Source organism: Frisingicoccus sp., from assembly GCF_048388605.1.
Classification (GTDB): Bacteria; Bacillota; Clostridia; order Lachnospirales; family Lachnospiraceae; genus Frisingicoccus.
Map to the genome: position 1 here is coordinate 61,332 of NZ_DBGCTU010000008.1, position 20,342 is coordinate 81,673.

General features: G+C 45.8%; 18 protein-coding genes. 14 read left to right on the forward strand and 4 right to left on the reverse strand.

Features of this window, described 5'->3' with window-relative positions; genetic code table 11:
• Nucleotides 1–70: 70 nt before the first annotated feature.
• A complete protein-coding gene (locus ACMN7X_RS01935) occupies nt 71–1,105 on the reverse strand; it encodes a 3-deoxy-7-phosphoheptulonate synthase (protein WP_418745820.1) in 1,035 nt (344 codons plus the stop codon).
• 126 nt (nt 1,106–1,231) lie between these two features.
• Between ACMN7X_RS01935 and ACMN7X_RS01940 the strand changes: the two genes are divergently transcribed.
• From ACMN7X_RS01940 to scpB, 3 genes are read left to right on the forward strand one after another with little or no spacing between them, the layout of a single operon-like run.
• Nucleotides 1,232–1,879: a hypothetical protein gene (locus ACMN7X_RS01940; protein WP_418745821.1), complete on the forward strand. Its 648-nt coding sequence runs from the start codon at nt 1,232–1,234 to the stop codon at nt 1,877–1,879.
• Nucleotides 1,880–1,887: 8 nt separating this feature from the next.
• Entirely contained in the window at nt 1,888–2,670 is a 783-nt protein-coding gene (locus ACMN7X_RS01945) for a segregation and condensation protein A (protein WP_418745822.1), read from the forward strand.
• Nucleotides 2,671–2,673: 3 nt separating this feature from the next.
• Nucleotides 2,674–3,249: an SMC-Scp complex subunit ScpB gene (scpB, locus tag ACMN7X_RS01950; RefSeq protein WP_418745823.1), complete on the forward strand. Its 576-nt coding sequence runs from the start codon at nt 2,674–2,676 to the stop codon at nt 3,247–3,249.
• A gap of 50 nt (nt 3,250–3,299) precedes the next feature.
• Here scpB and ACMN7X_RS01955 read toward each other — a convergent pair whose 3' ends face one another.
• A complete protein-coding gene (locus ACMN7X_RS01955; protein WP_418745824.1) occupies nt 3,300–4,097 on the reverse strand; it encodes an HAD family hydrolase in 798 nt (265 codons plus the stop codon).
• 155 nt (nt 4,098–4,252) lie between these two features.
• Between ACMN7X_RS01955 and ACMN7X_RS01960 the strand changes: the two genes are divergently transcribed.
• The 6 genes from ACMN7X_RS01960 (at nt 4,253) to ACMN7X_RS01985 (ending at nt 10,397) form a co-directional block, all read left to right on the forward strand.
• Nucleotides 4,253–5,425 carry a D-alanyl-D-alanine carboxypeptidase family protein gene (locus ACMN7X_RS01960; protein WP_418745825.1) on the forward strand — a complete coding sequence of 391 codons (1,173 nt, stop codon included), beginning with the start codon at nt 4,253–4,255 and terminating at the stop codon, nt 5,423–5,425.
• 65 nt (nt 5,426–5,490) lie between these two features.
• The gene (locus ACMN7X_RS01965; RefSeq protein ID WP_418745826.1) at nt 5,491–6,948 is read left to right on the forward strand and encodes an acyl-CoA carboxylase subunit beta; all 1,458 of its coding nucleotides are present in this window, start codon (nt 5,491–5,493) and stop codon (nt 6,946–6,948) included.
• A 14-nt stretch (nt 6,949–6,962) separates the two neighbouring features.
• Nucleotides 6,963–7,379 carry an OadG family transporter subunit gene (locus ACMN7X_RS01970; RefSeq protein WP_418745827.1) on the forward strand — a complete coding sequence of 139 codons (417 nt, stop codon included), beginning with the start codon at nt 6,963–6,965 and terminating at the stop codon, nt 7,377–7,379.
• Between the two features lie 19 nt (nt 7,380–7,398).
• Nucleotides 7,399–7,779: a biotin/lipoyl-containing protein gene (locus ACMN7X_RS01975; RefSeq protein WP_418745828.1), complete on the forward strand. Its 381-nt coding sequence runs from the start codon at nt 7,399–7,401 to the stop codon at nt 7,777–7,779.
• Nucleotides 7,780–7,802: 23 nt separating this feature from the next.
• Nucleotides 7,803–8,954: a sodium ion-translocating decarboxylase subunit beta gene (locus ACMN7X_RS01980; RefSeq protein WP_418745829.1), complete on the forward strand. Its 1,152-nt coding sequence runs from the start codon at nt 7,803–7,805 to the stop codon at nt 8,952–8,954.
• Between the two features lie 30 nt (nt 8,955–8,984).
• Nucleotides 8,985–10,397, forward strand: coding sequence for an oxaloacetate decarboxylase subunit alpha (locus ACMN7X_RS01985; protein ID WP_418745830.1), 1,413 nt, complete (start codon nt 8,985–8,987; stop codon nt 10,395–10,397).
• A gap of 76 nt (nt 10,398–10,473) precedes the next feature.
• On the opposite strand, the gene ACMN7X_RS01990 is transcribed toward ACMN7X_RS01985, so the two are convergent.
• Nucleotides 10,474–12,843: a ribonucleoside triphosphate reductase gene (locus ACMN7X_RS01990; RefSeq protein ID WP_418745831.1), complete on the reverse strand. Its 2,370-nt coding sequence runs from the start codon at nt 12,841–12,843 to the stop codon at nt 10,474–10,476.
• Nucleotides 12,844–13,304: 461 nt separating this feature from the next.
• Here ACMN7X_RS01990 and ACMN7X_RS01995 point away from each other — a divergent pair, with 461 nt between their 5' ends.
• From ACMN7X_RS01995 to ACMN7X_RS02015, 5 genes are all read left to right on the forward strand, one after another.
• Complete coding sequence (locus tag ACMN7X_RS01995) at nt 13,305–14,483, forward strand: acetyl-CoA C-acetyltransferase (RefSeq protein ID WP_418745832.1); 1,179 nt, start codon at nt 13,305–13,307, stop codon at nt 14,481–14,483.
• A 128-nt stretch (nt 14,484–14,611) separates the two neighbouring features.
• Nucleotides 14,612–15,862 (forward strand): NAD(P)/FAD-dependent oxidoreductase, encoded by a 1,251-nt coding sequence (locus tag ACMN7X_RS02000; protein WP_418745833.1) that lies wholly within the window; start codon nt 14,612–14,614, stop codon nt 15,860–15,862.
• Nucleotides 15,852–16,529 (forward strand): (d)CMP kinase, encoded by a 678-nt coding sequence (cmk, locus tag ACMN7X_RS02005; protein WP_418745834.1) that lies wholly within the window; start codon nt 15,852–15,854, stop codon nt 16,527–16,529. Before ACMN7X_RS02000 ends, cmk begins: the two co-directional genes overlap by 11 nt.
• A gap of 7 nt (nt 16,530–16,536) precedes the next feature.
• Nucleotides 16,537–18,459: a bifunctional 4-hydroxy-3-methylbut-2-enyl diphosphate reductase/30S ribosomal protein S1 gene (locus ACMN7X_RS02010; RefSeq protein WP_418745835.1), complete on the forward strand. Its 1,923-nt coding sequence runs from the start codon at nt 16,537–16,539 to the stop codon at nt 18,457–18,459.
• A 79-nt stretch (nt 18,460–18,538) separates the two neighbouring features.
• Complete coding sequence (locus tag ACMN7X_RS02015) at nt 18,539–19,315, forward strand: hypothetical protein (RefSeq protein WP_418745836.1); 777 nt, start codon at nt 18,539–18,541, stop codon at nt 19,313–19,315.
• On the opposite strand, the gene ACMN7X_RS02020 is transcribed toward ACMN7X_RS02015, so the two are convergent.
• Nucleotides 19,295–20,314: a ribonuclease H-like domain-containing protein gene (locus tag ACMN7X_RS02020; protein WP_418745837.1), complete on the reverse strand. Its 1,020-nt coding sequence runs from the start codon at nt 20,312–20,314 to the stop codon at nt 19,295–19,297. The genes ACMN7X_RS02015 and ACMN7X_RS02020 overlap by 21 nt on opposite strands.
• Nucleotides 20,315–20,342 lie beyond the last annotated feature (28 nt).

The following is a 20,342-nucleotide window of genomic DNA, read 5'->3' on the forward strand; positions in this document are numbered from 1 at the left end:
AAAATACAAAAGATAAAAGGCGAAATCACTCAGATTAAATATCTGTTTGATTTCGCCTGATTTGTTTCTATCAGCATCTCTCTGCAATTTCGTACAACAGGTTTTCTGAATCTTCCCATCCAAGGCAAGGATCAGTGATCGATTTGCCGTATACGTGAGGCTGACAGCCGATTTTCTGATTGCCTTCCACCAGATAGCTTTCAATCATGACGCCTTTTACCAGTTTCTGGATATCTGCGGAGAGGGAACGGCTATGAAGGACTTCCTTCACGATTCGGATCTGTTCCTTAAATTGTTTGTCCGAATTTGAGTGGTTGGCATCCACAATGGTTGCCGGGAATTTCAGATTTCTTTCCCCGTACATATCATGAAGCTTGATCAAATCTTCATAATGGTAATTCGGACGGGAACGGCCGTATTTATTGGTCGAACCGCGCAGGATCGTATGGGCATAAGGGTTGCCTTCTGTGTTCACATCCCAGCCGCGGTAAATAAAGTTGTGAGCGCCCTGGGCGGCTACAACGGAGTTTAACATTACGGAAAAATCGCCGCTGGTAGGATTTTTCATGCCGGCCGGCACATCGAAACCGCTGGTGACAAGCCGGTGCTGCTGATCCTCAACAGAGCGGGCGCCGATGGCAACATAGGAAAGAATATCTGCCAGATACCAGTAGTTTTCCGGATAGAGCATTTCATCCGCGATCGGCATACCATAGGTTTCCAGCGCATGCATGTGTAATTTACGAATGGCGATGATCCCCTGAAGTAAGTCCGGGGCTTTTTCCGGGTCCGGCTGATGGAGCATTCCCTTATAACCTTCGCCTGTGGTTCTCGGCTTATTCGTATAAATACGCGGAATAATAATCACCTTATCTTTGATTTTTTCCTGAACTCGTACCAGGCGTTCAATATATTCGCAGACAGATTCTTCATTATCTGCGGAGCATGGACCGATAATAGCCAGAAATTTGTCGGATTTTCCGGTGATAACGTCAATAAGTTCCGCGTCCAGCTTTTTCTTTTTTTCTGCAAGTGCGGGACTAACCGGATAAAGTTCTTTGATTTCTTTTGGAACAGGTAATTTTTTCTTGAATTTAAAACTCATTTTATAGTCTCCTTATTTTTCCTTTGATCATATAGTGAGAATGTCTTTGATTTTTTATTATAATACAACGCTTTTTGATTGTCAAAATAAAAGCTTGCATTATAAATAGAAAATGGGTACAATGAAATGAGTTTAAAATATAAGGAATTGGGATATATGGAATACATTATTGAAATTGCGGCGGTTTTGGCGGCCTCGGCCCTGGCGATGATCTTACATGAATTGCCGAAATCGATTATTTATGTGCTGACCGGGCGCCATTGTGAGAAAAAGGATAAATACAGGATTTTTAAGCTGTACCGCTATGTTGACCCGGTGGGACTGATTCTTTTTTTGACATGTCATGCCGGATGCAGCCGTCCTTATCCCTACCGGTTGAAGGAGAAGGATACGAATGTGGCGATCGGGATGACGGGCTTTTTATCATTGGGCGTGATGCTGATAGCCGGATACGCTTTTTACCATATGGTACTCCCGCGTCTTCCGATGATTCTTGGAATGAACCCGGGAGACAGCGGAATGATTTTTCTTATTCAGGCCAGCTGGTATTTTATCTATGCAGTGTTTGTACTTTTTATCGTCAATTTATTTCCGATGATCTCATCGGATATCTTTCTTATTATTGTTGCCATATCGCCGAAGCGGCTTATTCCGCTGATGAAAAATGATACCCTGATCAAGGGGCTGCTTATTGTTTGTATCGTACTTGGCGGTATTTCGGCTTTGGCCGTGCAGGGAATGAACGGTATGGAACAGTTTTTGGGCTTTGTGTAGGAGGTATTATGGCACTTGCGGTGAAACTTCAGGTGTTTGAGGGGCCGTTGGACTTGCTGCTGCACCTGATTGATATAAATAAAATCGATATATATGATATTCCCATTTCGCTGATAACAGATCAGTATCTGGAGTATATCCGGCAGATGCAGGCGCAGGATATGGAAGTGATGAGCGAATTCCTTGTTATGGCGGCGACGCTGCTGCGCATTAAGTCGAAAATGCTTCTTCCGGAGGAGCCGAAGGATGAAAATGTTTCGGAGGATCCGAGGGAAGAACTGGTGGAGCGGCTTTTAGAGCATAAAATGTATAAATATATGGCGATGGAATTAAAAGACCGTCAGCTGGATGCATCGAAAGCGATGTTTAAAGGGACCACTCTGCCGGCGGATATGGTTTATGAAGAACCTCCGGTGGATCTGGATGCGCTGGTGGGCGATATGGATTTTCAAAAGCTGCATGAGATTTTTTTGGACGTGCTGAAACGGCAGGAAGATAAGATCGATCCGATCCGAAGCCGTTATGGCCGAATCGAGCAGGAGGAAGTCAGCCTGTCCGATCGGATTGAATATATTTTAGGTTATGGAGAAAAGTATTCCAGATTCCGTTTCAGAGAATTGTTGTCGAAGGGGCAGAGTAAAAATTATGTTATCGTTTCATTTTTAGCCATTCTGGAGTTGATGAAGGGCGGCGTTGTGCGCATATCTCAGGAAAAGATTTTTGGAGATATTGAAATAGAGATGACCGGGCAGGGAACTGTGCCGGAGGAAATAAGTTTTGAAGGAGCGTAATGTATGGAGATTAAGGCCATGGAAGCGGCGGTGGAGGCTTTGCTTTTCGCAATGGGCGAGGCCATACCGGCGGCGGATATTGCTCAGGTTTTAGAGGTGAGCGTGGAAGATGTGCGGAAACTGGTACGGCAAATGATGGCGCGTTATGATGAAGAAAATCGCGGCGTGCAGATCATCGAGCTGGAGGATGCTTTTCAGATGTGTACGAAACCGTCCATGTATGAGTATCTGATTAAAATGACCCATCGGCCAAAGAAACATACTTTGACGGATGTGGCGTTAGAGACTCTTTCAATTATTGCTTATAAGCAGCCGGTAACCCGGGCCGAAATTGAAAAAATCCGCGGTGTAAATTCGGATCATGCCATCAACCGGCTTGTGGAATATAATCTGGTATGCGAGACCGGGCGGCTGGATGCTCCGGGGAAACCGATTCTTTTTGGAACGACCGAAGAATTTTTGAGGACCTTCGGTGTGCGTTCACCGAAGGATCTGCCGGTGCCTGACCCGGAGAAGGTCGAAGAATTCAAAATGGAAGCGGAAGAAGAAATAGAACTTGGAATCGAAGAGGATTCCTGATGAAAAAGAAACCTGGCAGGCGGAATGTCGCTGTGCCAGGTTTTCTGTATTTAATTGACTGCCGGAAAGAAAGTATTTAAAACCTTCAGTACACCATTATTTTCAACCGAATCGCAGGTAAACCGGGCCGCATTTTTCACTGAACAGCCCGCATTTTTCATGGCGTGGCTGAAATAAGCCTGCTTCAGCATTTCGATATCATTCGCCTGGTCGCCAAAGGCGATGGTTTCATGAATGGTGATGCCCAGGCGTTCCTGGAGTCGGGAGAGGGCGCTGCCTTTATTCGTACCCTGGGGAATAAAATCAATCCAATGTGTTCCGGAAATGGAACATTTGCAGATCTTGTTCCACTTTTTAAGCAGATTTTGGTCAAAATTCAAAACATTCTCCGGGTGATAAATGGAAAATTTAATAATATCATTGCCAAAATCCTCGGGAGATGCGCATCGCGTGACATGATAGCCGTAATCTTCAGTCAGAATCCGGGTGAATTCCGGATCCGGGCAGGATGTATAGGCAGCCTCCGGGGCTTCGGCCATAAATGGGTAAGGCTCAAGAGCTTTGAAATCAGAGAAAAGTTTTTGACAGACATCCTTCGGCATATAGGAAACAGACATTTTTTTATGACATGTCCCGGTATAAGCGCCGTTGCTTGTAATATAGAAAATATCTTCTTTTACCGGGGCAAATATTTTTTCAATGCTGCATTTGTGCCGGCCGCTGGCAACGGCAAAATAAATGCCTTCTTTTTTTAAACGGCGGATAAGTTCAAAAAGCTCCGGATTTATATGATTTGTTCCCTCGGGCACGAGGGTTCCGTCCACATCAGATACAATTAATTTAATCATGAGAAACTCCTTTCGGCAAAAGTGTCCGATATTCCTGTTATTTCCTTCAGTCATATCTGAAAATTATATACGAAGAAAGGGGAATACGTCAAGGACAAGCATAAAACTTCTGTCAGAAAAATAAATTAAAATGAAATAAACACTGGAGTGGCGGCGTGGAACGTTTTATAAAAATTTTTTTGACTTTGATATTGTCCTGTGTTATCGGACTGGCGGGGAGTTTATGGGTACATGGGGAAGAAAGCGGAGAGGATGAGGAAAGTCTTTCGGGGCTTTACGCAAGGGCGGCGGTCTTGGCAGATGGGGAGAACGGACGGATTCTCTGGGGAAAAAATGAGGATGAGCCTATGGCTATGGCGAGTACCACAAAAATAATGACCTGCCTGGTTGCTCTTGAGAATGCACAATTATCCGATTTGGTGGAGATATCCGAGTATGCGGCCGGTATGCCGGATGTTCAGCTGAATGCGGTGGCCGGGGACAGTTTTTACCTGGGGGATTTATTGTATGCCCTGATGCTGGAATCGGATAACGATGTGGCGGTTGCCATTGCGGAGCATGTGGGAGGCAGTGTGGAAGCTTTTGCCGAAATGATGAATGTCAGAGCCGAAGAGCTGGGGTGCACTCAAACCTGTTTCGTCACACCCAATGGATTGGACGCGGAGGGGCATTGTACGACGGCGGCCGAGCTGGCTAAAATTGCATCTGAGGCTATAAAAAATGAGACTTTTGTAAAGATTATTAATACGGAGTCCCATAGTTTTTCGAATATTGAAGGAACCAGACAGTATCAGGTGAATAATAAGGATGCCTTTCTGCAGTTGATGGACGGGGCCTTCGGCATTAAGACCGGATTTACCGGGGATGCCGGTTATTGCTTTGTCGGCGCATTAAACAGTGAAGGACGAATCTATATTTCTGTTGTCCTCGGCAGCGGATGGCCCCCGAATAAGAGTTATAAATGGAAAGATACGGTAAGCCTTATGAATTATGGGATAGAAAAATATGAAAAGCAGCGGATCGGAAACGAGGCGTTGGACGTCGGAACAATTACTGTCAACGGCGGCTGCCGCAGGGAGGCGGTGTTGAAGGCGGACTGCCCGGAAAGAGAGTTTTTGATGGGGAAGGATGAAGAGGCTGAGATTTGCATCGTTAAAGATTTATCTGTCGAGGCGCCGCTGGCTGAAAATACCCGGGTCGGATGGGTTTATTATAAAGTGGGAGGGGAAACGGTGGAGCGTTTTCCGATTCAGACGGCCGAGAGAGTGGACACGAAAAGCTTTGGATATTGTCTGAAAACGATGATTCGACAGTGGCTGACCTTTTAGCTTGCAATTCAGGAAAAACTGTCATATAATTAGTGAAGAAATTAACAACGTTTGGAGGAAAACAGATGAGTATGGCTACACAACTGTCTGCCAGAGAGCGGATTGCGGGACTGTTTGACGACCACAGCTTTGTGGAAATCGGTGCGATGGTCCATGCAAGGAATACGGATTTTAATATGGCAGAGCAGGATACACCAGCGGATGGTGTTCTGACCGGTTATGGAACAATTGATGGAAAACTTGCCTATGTTTACAGTCAGGATATCCGTGTCATGGGCGGTTCGGTTGGTGAAATGCACGCAAAGAAAATTGTGCGGATGTATGATATGGCATTGAAAATGGGAGCGCCGGTGATCGGGTTGATCGATTGTGCCGGAATGCGGCTTCAGGAGGCAACGGATGCTTTGGATGCTTTTGGTGCGATTTATTATAAACAGACAATGGCTTCCGGGATGATTCCCCAGATTACGGGGGTATTCGGAACCTGCGGCGGCGGTATGTCCCTGGTTCCGGCACTGTCGGACTTTACTTTTGCGGTGGCGGGAAAAGGAGAGATTTTTGTCAATTCCCCGGATGCTCTGGATGAAAATCGCAGTGAAATATGTAACACGGCGGCATGTGATTTCCGCAGTAAAGTCAGCGGTGATGTGGATGGCGTTTGTGGGGATGATTCGGAAGTCCTTTTAAAGATTCGTCAGCTCGTATCAATTCTGCCGTCCAACAATAAAGAAGATGCTTTTTGTATGAGCGAGGCTTCCGATGATCTGAACCGGGAAAATCCGTCGCTTGGTATGACAAAGGACACGGCATTTATTCTCCGTGATATCTCGGATCATGGCGCTTATTTTGAGGTGAAGCCGGATTATGCCGGTGAGATGGTCACCGCCTTTATTACCCTGAATGGCAATACAGTAGGGGCTGTGGCAAACAGGGAAGAAGTTCTCGGGGAGGACGGCACAGTCGCTGAACGTTATGAACCGGTGCTGACGGTGGCCGGCATCAGAAAAGCGGAAAGCTTTATTCGTTTCTGCGACGCTTTTTCCATTCCGGTGCTGACCCTTGTCAATGTGGCCGGATTTAAGGCGACAGTGGAGGAAGAGCAGTACATGGCTTCGGCGTCGGCAAAATTGACTTATGCCTACGCCAGCGCAACGGTCCCAAAAGTTTCCGTGGTGATCGGCAAAGCTTTCGGCAGCGCTTATCTCTGCATGGGAAGCCGTCATATCGGCGCGGATCTGATGTATGCGTGGCCGGAAGCCAATATTGGAATGATGGCCGCGGAATCGGCGGTGAAGATCATATACTCTGATGAGATTGGAAAAGCCGAAGATCAGAAGGCGTTTATTCAGGAAAAATCGGCGGCATATGACGCTCTTCAGAACAGTCCGGAAAGCGCGGCGGCAAGAGGCTATGTGGATACGGTGATTCTTCCGGCGGCAACGAGAAAACGTGTGATCGCTGCCTTTGATATGCTGGCGACCAAAAGGGAGCCGGGCATGGATAAAAAGCATGGGACCGTATAGGCGAGGTGACTGTTATGATGAAAAAGATAGCATTGATCATATTCACTTTGATGACGATCATCGGATGCACGGCCTGCGGGCAGACACAGCGTGATCTGGGCGACGTAATGAAAAAAGCCGCGATGAATACGGTGATGGGTATGGGAACGGTGTTTCTTGTACTGATACTCATTTCAATCATTATTTATTTTTTAGGCTTCATCGGAAAAGCCGGAAATAAGAATAAGACGGTAAAAATGCCTGAGAAGGCGCCGGAAAAGGAAATCGCTGTGGAAGCTGCAGCGGCAGTACCGGAAGATTTGACAGATGATTTTGAGCTGGTGGCAGTCATCGCGGCGGCAATCGCGGCGTCGGAGGGCGTTCCGGCGGACAGTTTGATTGTTCGTTCGATTCGGCGTAAGACATCGCCAAACCAGTGGAAAAATGTTTAGCGGGAGGATTTAAGTTAGGATGAAAAATTATACAATTACAGTCAATGGCAAAGTTTATGAAGTTACGGTGGAAGAAGGATTCAGCGGACAGACACAAAATGCGGCAGCACCGGTCAGCGCGCCGGCGGCGCCTTCAAGTGCTCCGAAAGCGCCGGCAGCGCCAGCGCCTCAGGCGGCAGCGGCAGGCGCAGTCACAGTTTCAGCGCCGATGCCCGGAAAGATTCTGGATGTCAGAGTCAGCGCGGGACAGGCTGTAAAACGCGGAGATGTTTTAATGATCCTCGAAGCCATGAAGATGGAGAACGAGATCGTGTCTCCTCAGGATGGTACAGTCGCAAGCATCCAGGTGTCTGTCGGAAGCGCAGTGGAAGCGGGAGATACGCTGGCGTCGCTGAATTAATCCGGATGGCAGGAGGTTATTAAATGGAGTACATTATAGAAACGATGGGACATCTCATCCACCAGACAGCCTTTTTTAATTTGACATGGGGCAATTATGTGATGATACTGGTTGCCTGTGTTTTTATCTACCTTGCGATCGGACGGGGCTATGAACCATTGCTTTTGCTGCCGATTTCTTTCGGTATGCTTCTTGTCAATCTGTATCCGGATATCATGATGTCCGTGGAGGAATCCTCCAACGGCATCGGCGGTCTTTTACACTATTTTTATCTGCTGGATGAATGGGCGATTCTTCCTTCGCTGATTTTTTTGGGTGTCGGAGCGATGACGGATTTTGGACCGCTGATAGCCAATCCGATCAGTTTTATTCTGGGAGCGGCGGCTCAGTTTGGTGTTTTCTTTGCATATATTGCAGCAATTTTAATGGGATTTAATGATAAAGCGGCAGCAGCTATTTCCATTATCGGAGGTGCGGACGGGCCGACATCGATTTTCCTGGCAGGAAAACTCGGACAGGGGGATTTGATGGGACCGATTGCCGTGGCGGCTTATTCGTATATGGCCCTTGTGCCGATCATTCAGCCGCCGATCATGCGCCTTTTGACGACAAAAGAAGAGCGGGCTATAAAAATGGAACAGCTTCGCCCGGTTTCCAAACTGGAAAAAATATTGTTCCCGATTGTTGTTACGATTGTTGTTGTTTTGATCCTGCCGACAACGGCGCCGCTGGTCGGCATGCTGATGCTCGGAAATCTTTTCAGGGAATCCGGCGTTGTTAAGCAGCTGACGGAAACGGCGTCCAATGCCCTGATGTATATCGTTGTTATTATTCTTGGGACAAGTGTCGGCGCCACAACCAGTGCGGAGGCATTTATCAATCTTCAGACATTGGGCATTGTAGCCCTCGGCTTGATTGCGTTTGCCATAGGAACCGCATCCGGTGTGCTTTTCGGAAAGCTGCTCTGTAAGCTGACCGGCGGCAAGATTAATCCGCTGATCGGTTCAGCCGGTGTTTCCGCTGTGCCTATGGCAGCCCGAGTATCTCAGAAGGTCGGGGCGGAAGAGGATCCGACAAATTTCCTTTTGATGCATGCTATGGGACCAAATGTGGCCGGCGTTATCGGTACGGCAGTCGCCGCCGGTGTATTTATGGCGATTTTTGGTGTTATGTGATGACAAGCGGTTTATACAGGAGGTAGAAAAATGTCAGAACAAGTGAAAAAACCGGTAAAGATTACCGAAACTGTATTGAGAGATGCACATCAGTCTCTGCTTGCCACCCGGATGACAACAGAACAGATGCTGCCGATCATAGATAAAATGGACAAGGTGGGGTATTATTCCGTTGAATGTTGGGGCGGGGCCACCTTTGATGCGTCCCTTCGGTTTTTAAAAGAAGATCCGTGGGAACGACTCAGAAAACTCCGTGACGGTTTTAAAAACACAAAACTTCAGATGCTGTTCCGGGGACAGAATATTCTTGGATATCGTCATTATGCCGATGATGTGGTCGATTATTTTGTCCGCAAATCGATTGCCAACGGTATTGATATTATTCGAATTTTTGATGCCTTAAATGATCTGAGAAACCTGGAAACATCCGTTAAGGCGACCGTGAGGGAAGGAGGACATGCCCAGGTGGCTTTGTCTTATACCCTTGGCGATGCCTATACGTTGGATTATTGGAAAGATATTGCAAAACGTATTGAGGATATGGGCGCCAACTCCATCTGTATCAAAGATATGGCCGGACTTTTAGTGCCTTATGCGGCAACGGAACTCGTTACTGCGCTGAAAGAATCTACGGATCTGCCGATTCAGCTGCATACCCATTATACGAGCGGCGTGGCCTCGATGACTTATATGAAGGCCGTTGAGGCGGGCTGTGATGTCATCGATACGGCGATGTCGCCGCTGGCGTTGGGAACCAGTCAGCCGGCAACGGAAGTGATGGTGGAAACCTTTAAGGGAACACCGTATGACACGGGGCTTGATCAGAGCCTCTTGTCGGAGATTGCCGAATATTTCCGGCCGATTCGGGAAAATGCATTGGATAGCGGTCTCTTAAATCCGAAGGTACTCGGAGTAAATATCAAGACATTATTATATCAGGTTCCGGGCGGTATGCTCTCGAACCTTGTATCCCAGTTAAAGGATGCCCATGCTGAAGATAAATATTATGAAGTATTGGAAGAAATTCCGAGAGTTCGTAAAGATTTTGGCGAGCCGCCGCTCGTTACACCGTCCAGCCAGATCGTGGGAACCCAGGCGGTGCTGAACGTACTTATGGGCGAGCGGTATAAGATGATCACCAAAGAGAGCAAGGCCCTCTTAAAAGGCGAGTACGGCCAGACAGTCAAACCGTTTAACCCGGAAGTGCAGAAGAAGGCCATCGGTGATGAAGAACCGATCACCTGCCGTCCGGCCGATTTAATTCCGAATGAGCTTGAAAGCCTTGAGAAAGAAATGGCCCGTTACAAATGTCAGGATGAGGATGTATTATCCTACGCTTTATTCCCACAGGTAGCAACAGAATTCTTTAAGTACCGGGAAGCTCAGAAAACAAAAATCGACGCCGCAAAGGCGGACACCGAAAACAAAGTTTATCCGGTGTAAATAATACTAAAAAAGCGGGTGCCCAAAATCCTTAAAGGACGTTGGACACCCGGTTTTTATATTCTAAAACTGTTTTTCAGGCGTGATCCTGAATGAATTTTTTGATGTTGGATGCGTTGGCATATTTTTCCACATTGCCGTCATGGAGAACGACCAGTGTCGGGGCCTGACGGATGTTAAATTTCTGGCTCAGATCCGCATGGGTCTCCGCATCGATTTTTTCAAAATCCACATGGGCTTTCGTCAGCCAACTGTCGGCCATTTTACAGTTCGGGCAGGTTGCCGTTGTGAAAAGAAGAATCTGATCCTTAGAGGCAGCGTTTTCTTCCTTTGGCTGGGCTTCATCATAGAGAATCTCTTTTGGTTTTAAAATAGAAGTTTCTATATTATAAACTTTACGGTCTTTAAATTCCTTTGCCTTACCTTCATTCCAGTTTTGAACCGGGCGGTAGTAGCCGGTGATCCGACTGTATACTTCGGTCTTCCCGCCGCAGATCGGGCAGGTGTACTGTTCGCCGCTGAGGTATCCATGGTCCTTACATACAGAGTAGGTTGGCGATAAAGTATAATATGGAAGCCGGTAATTTTCGGCAATCTTTCGTACCAGATTGGCTGCGGCTTTCCAATCCGGAAGCTTTTCACCGAGGAAGGCGTGGAATACGGTGCCGGAAGTATAAAGCGTCTGCAGTTCATCCTGAATATCCAGAGCTTCAAAAATATCTTCAGTATATCCAACCGGAAGGTGGGAACTGTTTGTGTAATACGGCATTGAGGTATCATCGCTGGCAGTAATAATATCCGGATACTGTTCCAGATCATGTTTGGCAAGACGGTAAGCGGTGGACTCTGCCGGAGTGGCCTCGAGGTTGAACAGATCACCATAGAGCTCCTGATAGTCCGAAAGCCGTTCGCGCATATGATTTAAAACATCTTTGGTGAAATCCTGGGCGGCCTTATGGGTTAAATCCTGCCGGAGCCATTTTGCATTCAGGCAGGCTTCGTTCATGCCGAGAAGGCCGATCGTTGAAAAATGATTTTCAAAGCTGCCGAGATATCTCTGAGTATATGGATAAAGTCCTTCATTCAAAAGCTTGGTGATAATGGTACGCTTTGTGTTCAGAGAACGGGCGGCGATATCCATCATTTTATCCAGCCGTTTATAAAATTCCTTTTCATCTGCGGAAAGATAAGCGATCCGAGGCATATTGATCGTGACAACGCCAACCGAACCGGTGCTTTCACCGCTTCCGAAAAATCCTCCGGATTTCTTACGGAGTTCTCTCAGATCCAGGCGGAGACGGCAGCACATGCTCCGAATATCGCTTGGGGCCATATCACTGTTAATATAATTGGAAAAATACGGTGTTCCGTATTTTGACGTCATTTCAAAGAGAAGACGGTTGTTTTCAGTGTCTGACCAGTCAAAATCCTTTGTGATCGAATAGGTAGGGATCGGATACTGGAATCCGCGGCCGTTGGCATCACCCTCGATCATGACTTCGATAAAGGCTTTATTGATCATATCCATTTCTTTCTGACAATCCTTATATTTAAAATCCATCTCTTTGCCGCCGACAATAGCGTTCAATTCAGCCAGATCATCCGGGACAACCCAGTCCAGCGTAATGTTGGAAAACGGAGACTGAGTTCCCCAACGGCTCGGCGTATTGACGCCGTAGATAAAGGATTCAATACATTTTTTTACAGCATCGTAGCTTAAGTTATCCGTTTTAACAAATGGCGCAAGATATGTATCAAAGGATGAGAAAGCCTGTGCGCCGGCCCATTCGTTCTGCATAATTCCGAGGAAGTTGACCATCTGATTGCAGAGCGTTGCCAGATGTTTGGCCGGAGCCGAAGTGATCTTGCCGCTGACGCCGCCCAGACCTTCCTGGATCAACTGTTTTAAAGACCAGCCGGCACAGTATCCGGTCAGCATGGACAGATCATGCAGATGGATATCCGCATTTCGATGGGCGTTGGCGATTTCTTCATCATAAATTTCAGACAGCCAGTAATTGGCGGTAATCGCGCCGGAGTTGCTTAAGATCAGTCCGCCGACAGAATAAGTAACCGTGGAGTTTTCTTTGACACGCCAGTCAGTGACTTTGACATAGCTGTCCACAACTTCCTTATAATCGAGAATTGTGGATTTCATGTTGCGGATTTTTTCACGCTGCTTTCTATATAAAATATAGGCTTTGGCGACTTCCGTGTAGCCGGCCTGGACAAGCACCTGTTCCACACTGTCCTGAATGTCTTCGACCTGAATCTTATCCTCTTTGATTTTTGGTTCAAAATCTGCTGTTACTTTTAATGTTAAAAAATCAATGATATTCGGATTATAATTTACTTCTTTAGCTTCAAAGGCACGGGTGATTGCCACATTTATTTTAGACAGGTCAAACTCGGCAATTTTTCCGTCCCGCTTAATTACCTGGTACATAATAAAGATCCTCCCTATAACTGAAAATAATCAAGATATTTGATATTGTATAACATAATCTGGCAGATGTCAATCAGAAAAACAATATATTGTGCTTATCAAACAAAAAAATTACAATATATTGTGATAAACTTGAAGAATATCACAATGTTTCGTTAAAACTCTTCAAAGAATAAGATAAATAATTAACAAAGAATACAAAAATTGGATGATAAATAATTAGCACGCAAATAAAAATAGACATAAAGATTTGCCAAAATTTGTATAATTTGCCGAATTGTCAAATAGTACTTTACAGTTTTTAATAAATATGTCATAATAATGTTCATGAGGGATATCGGTTAAAATATTAACACTAAAAGTTATTATTTGATTCCAAAAAGTAATCAATTATCACAATTCTGGCCCTTCAGAGCGTGATATAAACAACGAAAATCTAATAACCAAAAGGAGAAGGACGTATGAAAGAAGTAGTAATTGTAAGTGCATGTAGAACACCTATTGGCTCATTTGGAGGCTCTTTGAAATCAATTTCAGCAGCAGATTTGGGCGCGATCACAGTGAAAGAGGCGATTAAGAGAGCTGGAATTGCTCCGGAGCAGGTAGAAGAAGTTGTTTACGGTAACGTATTACAGGCTGGACTTGGTCAGAATGTAGCACGTCAGGTTTCCATTAAAGCCGGACTTCCTGTAGAGACAACAGCAGTGACCATCAATATCGTTTGTGGTTCCGGGCTTAAAACTGTAGCTATGGCTGCACAGGCTATCAAAGCCGGCGATGCGGACATTATCGTTGCAGGCGGTACAGAAAACATGAGTGCTGCACCTTATGTGCTTCCGGCAGCAAGATGGGGCGCAAGAATGAACAACACAACAATGGTTGACGCTATGGTTAACGATGGTTTGTGGGATGCTTTCAATCAGTATCATATGGGTATCACTGCTGAAAACGTAGCAGAGCAGTGGGGTATCACAAGAGAAGAACAGGATGCATTTGCAGTTCGCAGCCAGAATTATGCTGAAGCAGCGATTAAAGGCGGAAAATTTAAAGATGAGATCATTCCGGTTGAAATTCCTCAGAAGAAGGGTGATCCGGTGATCTTTGATACAGATGAATATCCAAAATTCGGTGCATCCATTGAAAAGATGGCTAAATTAAAACCTGCTTTCAAAAAAGGCGGCACAGTAACAGCAGCTAACGCTTCCGGTATCAATGATGGTGCTGCGGCATTGGTTGTAATGTCTAAAGATAAGGCAGAAGAACTCGGCTTAAGCTGGTTATGTGAAATCGTAGCTTATGCTACCGGCGGCGTAGACCCAAGTATCATGGGTGTCGGACCTGTTGCTTCCTGCAAAAAAGCTTTAGCTAAAGCGAATATGACCATCGATGATATGGATCTTATCGAAGCAAATGAAGCTTTCGCGGCTCAGTCCATCGCAGTTGCCAGAGAACTCAAATTTGATATGGATAAAGTAAATGTTAACGGCGGCGCTATCGCATTGGGTCATCCGATCGGCGATTCCGGCGCAAGAATTCTCGTTACATTGATCTATGAAATGATGAAGAGAGACAGCAAGACTGGTTTGGCTACACTGTGTATCGGCGGCGGCCAGGGCCAGACAATGATCATCAAGAGATAATCGAGTGTCGAATGATTATGTAATATGATGGAACCTGTGGTATTCTGTAAAAAAAAGCGGAATACCGCAGGTTTTCTTTTTGGGAATTTTGTGATATGATACAAGGTAGCATATTGCAAGGAGAAAATATGAAAAAGTGCATGATCATCGGCGGCGGAGCTGCCGGAATGTTTGCGGCGGTGACGGCTGCATCCGGGGGGATGAAGGTATCTCTCTGGGAAAAGAACGAAAAACTGGGAAAAAAATTATTTATTACCGGAAAGGGCCGATGTAATCTGACAAATAACTGTGAGACGGAAGCTTTGTTTCAGAATGTGATGACAAACAGTAAGTTTCTTTACAGTGCTTTTTATCAGTTTAACAGTCGGGATTTGATGACTTTTTTTGAAACGGAAGGGCTTCGCCTGAAGACGGAAAGGGGAAATCGGGTATTTCCCGAGTCGGACAAGTCCTCGGATGTCATTCGTACACTGGAGAGGAAACTGAAACAGCTTGGCGTGTCCGTGGAGCTGAACCGCAGGGCTGAAAAACTCATAGTGGAAGAGAATATTTGCCGGGGAGTTATCGATTCCGACGGCCGCAGGGAGAAAGCGGATTTTGTTTTGATTGCCACAGGCGGTTTGTCCTATGCGTCTACCGGTTCCACCGGGGACGGTTATCATATGGCGGAGGAGGCAGGCCATACTCTGGCAATGCCGCGGCCTTCCCTTGTTCCGATGGAGACGGAGGAAGACTGGTGCCGGAAATTGATGGGCTTATCCCTTCGAAATGTATCTGTCGTTTTAAAAAAAGGTAAGAAAAAAATATATGAAGATTTTGGCGAGATGCTCTTTACTCATTTTGGGATCAGCGGGCCATTGATTTTGAGTGCCAGCGCCCACTGCGGGAGATTAAAGGATTTTCAGGATGTGACACTCACTCTCGATTTAAAACCGGCTCTGACGGCAGAACAGATAGATGGACGTCTGCTTCGCATATTTGAAGAAAATAAAAACAAACAGTTCCGAAACAGTCTTGGCGGACTGCTTCCAAATAAAATGATTCCGGTCATCATAGAACTATCGAAAATAGATCCTTATAAACAGGTGAATCTTGTATCAAAAGAAGAACGGGCCGGGCTCGGCTGCTTATTGAAACATCTGGAGATACATATCCGGGGACTCCGGGGATTTAACGAAGCCATTATTACCGGGGGCGGTATAAAGGTTAAGGAAGTCAATCCGGGGACCATGGAATCGAAAATAATTAAAGGATTGTATTTTGCCGGTGAGATTCTTGATGTGGACGCTTTGACCGGAGGATTTAATCTGCAGATTGCCTGGTCAACGGCATGGCTGGCAGCAAAAAACATGTTGGAGGTTATGGAAAATGAGCTTTAATATTGCCATCGATGGACCGGCGGGCGCCGGCAAAAGTACGATCGCGAGGGCGGCAGCCCGAAGCCTTGGATTTTTATATGTGGATACGGGGGCTATGTACCGTGCGATAGCCCTGCATTTGCTTCGAAATCATGTGGATGCAGAGGATTCACATCGGATTGAGGAACTTCTGGCTGATATGACGATTCGCATTATTTATTCCGGCGGTGAACAGCAGATTATTTTAAATGGTGAAAATGTGACCGGTCAGCTTCGCAACGAGGAAGTAGGCAATATGGCCTCTAAAAGCGCTGCCAATCCCCGGGTGCGTGAAAAACTGCTCCAGCTTCAGCGGGATATTGCCCGGGATAATGATGTTATTATGGACGGGCGGGATATAGGAACCTTTGTTCTGCCGAAGGCGGATGTGAAGGTGTATCTGACAGCCAGTGTGGAAGAACGGGCAAATCGGCGTTATCTGGAATTAAAAGAAAAGGGATTGGATGCGGATATAAGTAAAATAGAGGAAGATATCCGTACAAGAGATTTTCAGGATATGAATCGCAGCATTGCCCCTTTAAAGCAGGCAGAGGACGCTGTGGTTATCGACAGTTCCAGATTGTCCATTCCGGAGGTTATGGATCGAATCGTCGATGCATTTCAGGAATCATTGAAATTGAAAGGATAGAAAACAGATGGAAGTTATGCTGGCAAAAAGTGCCGGGTTTTGTCCGGGGGTCAAACGGGCAGTGGATATGGTGTATACATTAACGACAGAGCAGCATCGTAAGGGCGAGCCGGTTTATACTTACGGGCCGATCATTCATAATGATGAGGTGGTCAGGGATCTGGAATCAAAGGGCGCAAAAGTCATTCATTCGCCGGAGGAGCTGGACGGACTTCCGAAAGGGACGGTCGTCATCCGTTCCCATGGGGTTGCCCGTGCGGTGTACGAAGCGATCGAGGCCAGAGGGTTTCAGATTGCTGATGCGACCTGCCCCTTTGTAAAACGGATCCACAAAATTGTGGAGGAACAGGGAAAAGAAGGAAGAAATATCATTATTATCGGGAATCCGGAACATCCGGAAGTTCAGGGAATTCAGGGATGGTGCCTGACACCGTCCGTTGTTATCCAGGATATTGACGAAGCGGAACAATTTTTTCCGAAGGATTCGGAAAAGCTGTGTATAATTTCGCAAACGACATTTAATTACAATAAATTTAAAGAATTAGTTGAAATTCTTTCCGAAAAGGGTTATGATATAAACTGTGTAAACTCGATTTGTAATGCAACGGCTGTTCGGCAGGAGGAAGCCAGGGAGATTGCATCCCATGTGGAGGCGATGATTGTTATTGGTGATAAAAGCAGTTCGAACACCCAAAAGCTCTACGAAATCAGTAAAAAAGCATGCGAAAATACTTACTATATACAGACACTTGTTGATTTAGACTTAACTGCTTTTGAATCTATGAGGTATGTAGGTATTACGGCCGGGGCATCAACCCCAAATAATATTATCGAGGAGGTTCATACTGCTATGTCAGAGATGAGTTTTGAACAATTATTGGAAGCGTCTTTAAAGACAATTAGAAATGGGGAGGTCGTTGAGGGTACTGTTATCGACGTTAAAGAAGATGAAATCATTCTTAATATAGGTTACAAAGCAGACGGGATCATTACACGTAACGAATATTCGAATACAGCAAACCTTGACCTCACGACAGTAGTTAATGTGGGAGACACCATGCAGGCAAAAGTCCTGAAGGTAAACGACGGCGAAGGCCAGGTTTTGTTAACCTATAAAAGACTTCTTGCCGAAAGAGGAAACAAGAGATTGGAAGAAGCATATAACAACAAGGAAGTGCTTACGGCAAAAGTTGTCAATGTACTTGATGGCGGCCTGAGTGTTGTTGTTGAGGAAGCGCGGGTATTTATTCCTGCAAGTCTTGTTTCCGATACTTATGAAAAGAATCTTGGAAAATATGACGGACAGGAAATCAGTTTCGTTATCACTGAGTTCAATCCAAGAAAACGTCGTATTATCGGCGACAGAAAACAGCTTCTTTTAGCTGAAAAAGCCCAGAGACAGAAAGAGTTATTCGAGCGCATTAACATTGGTGATGTGGTTGAAGGAAAGGTTAAGAATGTTACAGATTTTGGCGCATTTATCGATCTCGGCGGTGCTGACGGCCTTCTTCATATTTCTGAAATGTCCTGGGGACGTGTTGAAAATCCGAAGAAGTTATTAAAAGTCGGCGATGATATCACGGTATTGATCAAGGATATTCAGGGTGAAAAGATTGCCCTCAGCCTTAAGTTTGCTGATCAGAATCCGTGGCTGACAGCCGCTGAAAAATATGCAGTGGGCAATATCGTTGAAGGTAAAGTGGCCAGAATGACTGATTTTGGTGCATTTATTGAATTGGAGCCGGGTGTTGACGCGCTGCTTCATGTTTCTCAGATTTCCAGAGAACATGTTGAAAAACCGGCAGATGTTCTTCAGGTTGGCCAGATCATTACAGCAAAAGTTGTTGATTTCAATGAAGAAGAAAGAAAGATCAGCCTTAGCATTAAAGCTATGGAGATGCCGGCCAGAGAAGAAACCGCAGAGGAATAATTTGACGGACATATGGATGCAGGAATATACCGATTGTATGTTCCTGCATTTTTAATCTAAGCAGAAGGTGATATTTTATATGGATACCTTTAAACTTTTAAAATTGAAAAGCTATTTTATCCATCTTGTGGCCGGAACGCTGGCGGTCCTTTTTGGCGCCGGTATTTTTCAGGCAATTTTGGTGGAAGTGTTCAAAGAATACGATGCAGGTTCAAAGGCTGCCTATATTTGTGGCCTGATAGCCAGCGGCGCTATTGTATTGTACGGCGTGTATGAGGTGTTTCGGGCCTTCAATTATGAGCGGCGTATTTTGAAAAACCTGGAGCCGGGAGAACGGCGGGAATTTATTGCTGAATTGTCGGGGAATATTGAGATGTCAATTCCGGGGCAGGTTGTTATGACGCGTCATTATCTTATGGTGCCGGTTTATGGCGGGGGATCCAGCCGGGTGATCGCCAGGAACCGGATGATCGGATGCTTTCAGCCGGATGCCCACCGGGAGGAGGCGGCAACCGAGGTTCAGATGATCGTGTATGATACAGATTTTAAATCTATACGTGTGGATATTCGGGGGAAAGGAAGCTCGGAATCGGCATCAAAGCTTTATGAGAGAATATGCGGTGATATGCCTTGGATTTTCCATGAAGATTATGACAGCTTCCTGGCCCAGGCGCAAAAGAGCGGCTATCGCAGAAAGCTGATCAAGCAGATGCGGGATGCCCGGATACGTTATGAAAGCGGATATGACAGCGAGTCAGAGGCGGAGGAAGAGCTTGAGGCTATGTCCCAGGATGTCCGGGAACGGCTGAATCCGGAATCTTTTTTAAAACGTTTTTCATCGAGAAAAACCAAATAAACGGAAAATCATCTGTATGTAGGCCCGCTGGTGTTCCGGCTGATTAAAAAAGGCTTCATCCGGAAGAAACCAGGTATAGCAGTTCTCCCGGCGGGCCCTTTGCCAGTGGCTTTTATCGATGTAGGCCGTCATAGATTTATGGAGGGCATAGTCTTCCTCTGGCAGATATACATAATTTTTGATATCGCTGTAATAAAAACGCAGTCCCCGTGCATATAATGGAACGCGCAGGATTATTTCTTCCGGTCGGACGGATAAAGAACAGTCAAAGGCAGTAAAAGTTACGGGCGCAGGAAGAGATACTTCCGGTTTCAGATAAAAAGAAAGGGCATTGTCTGCGGAGGTGAGGCCGGCCGGGGCGTAGGCCCCTGAAAAAAGGCGGACATAGTTTTGAACCGGCATAAGGGAAGCCAGAGCTTTTAAGTCATCGCTGTTATGGAGAAATAAAAGATTCATTGTTTTTGAATCTTTTATTTTTATGTATTGATGGTAGGCATTGATCAATCGGCGGCCTTCCGGCGCCGTATTATAGGTATAGCCCGCCCACATGCCCATTGTTCTCAATTTCATATTCCGAGTGGGCCAGAAGTTTTTTAACGGTAAGAATTCCCTGTACAAATCAATGAATCTTATGTTCAGGGAATCCAGAGGGGATGAAAGACCACACTGGATATAACGGCTTTTAAGAAACGGAAGGTCAAAGTTCTGCCCGTTGTAGGTGAACAGGCAGGTCTTTTCATGACAGGCGGCGTATTGCCGAAGCCATTGGGAGAAGGCGGTCAGAATATCCTGTTCTCCGGATAATTCCAGGGTGTCTGCAAGCCATTGGATAAGAAAAAGATTTTCTCCTTCAATATAAGCGCAGCCGATCATAAAAATGGCGGACACATCGGGAGAAAAACCTGTCGTTTCAATGTCCAGAAGCACAGGGACTTCCCGATCTGAAATATCCTCCGGGTTAAAATATTTATTTGGAAAGGTTTGAGTGCGTGTCTGCATGGTGTCTGCTCCTTTTCATCAATGTTAT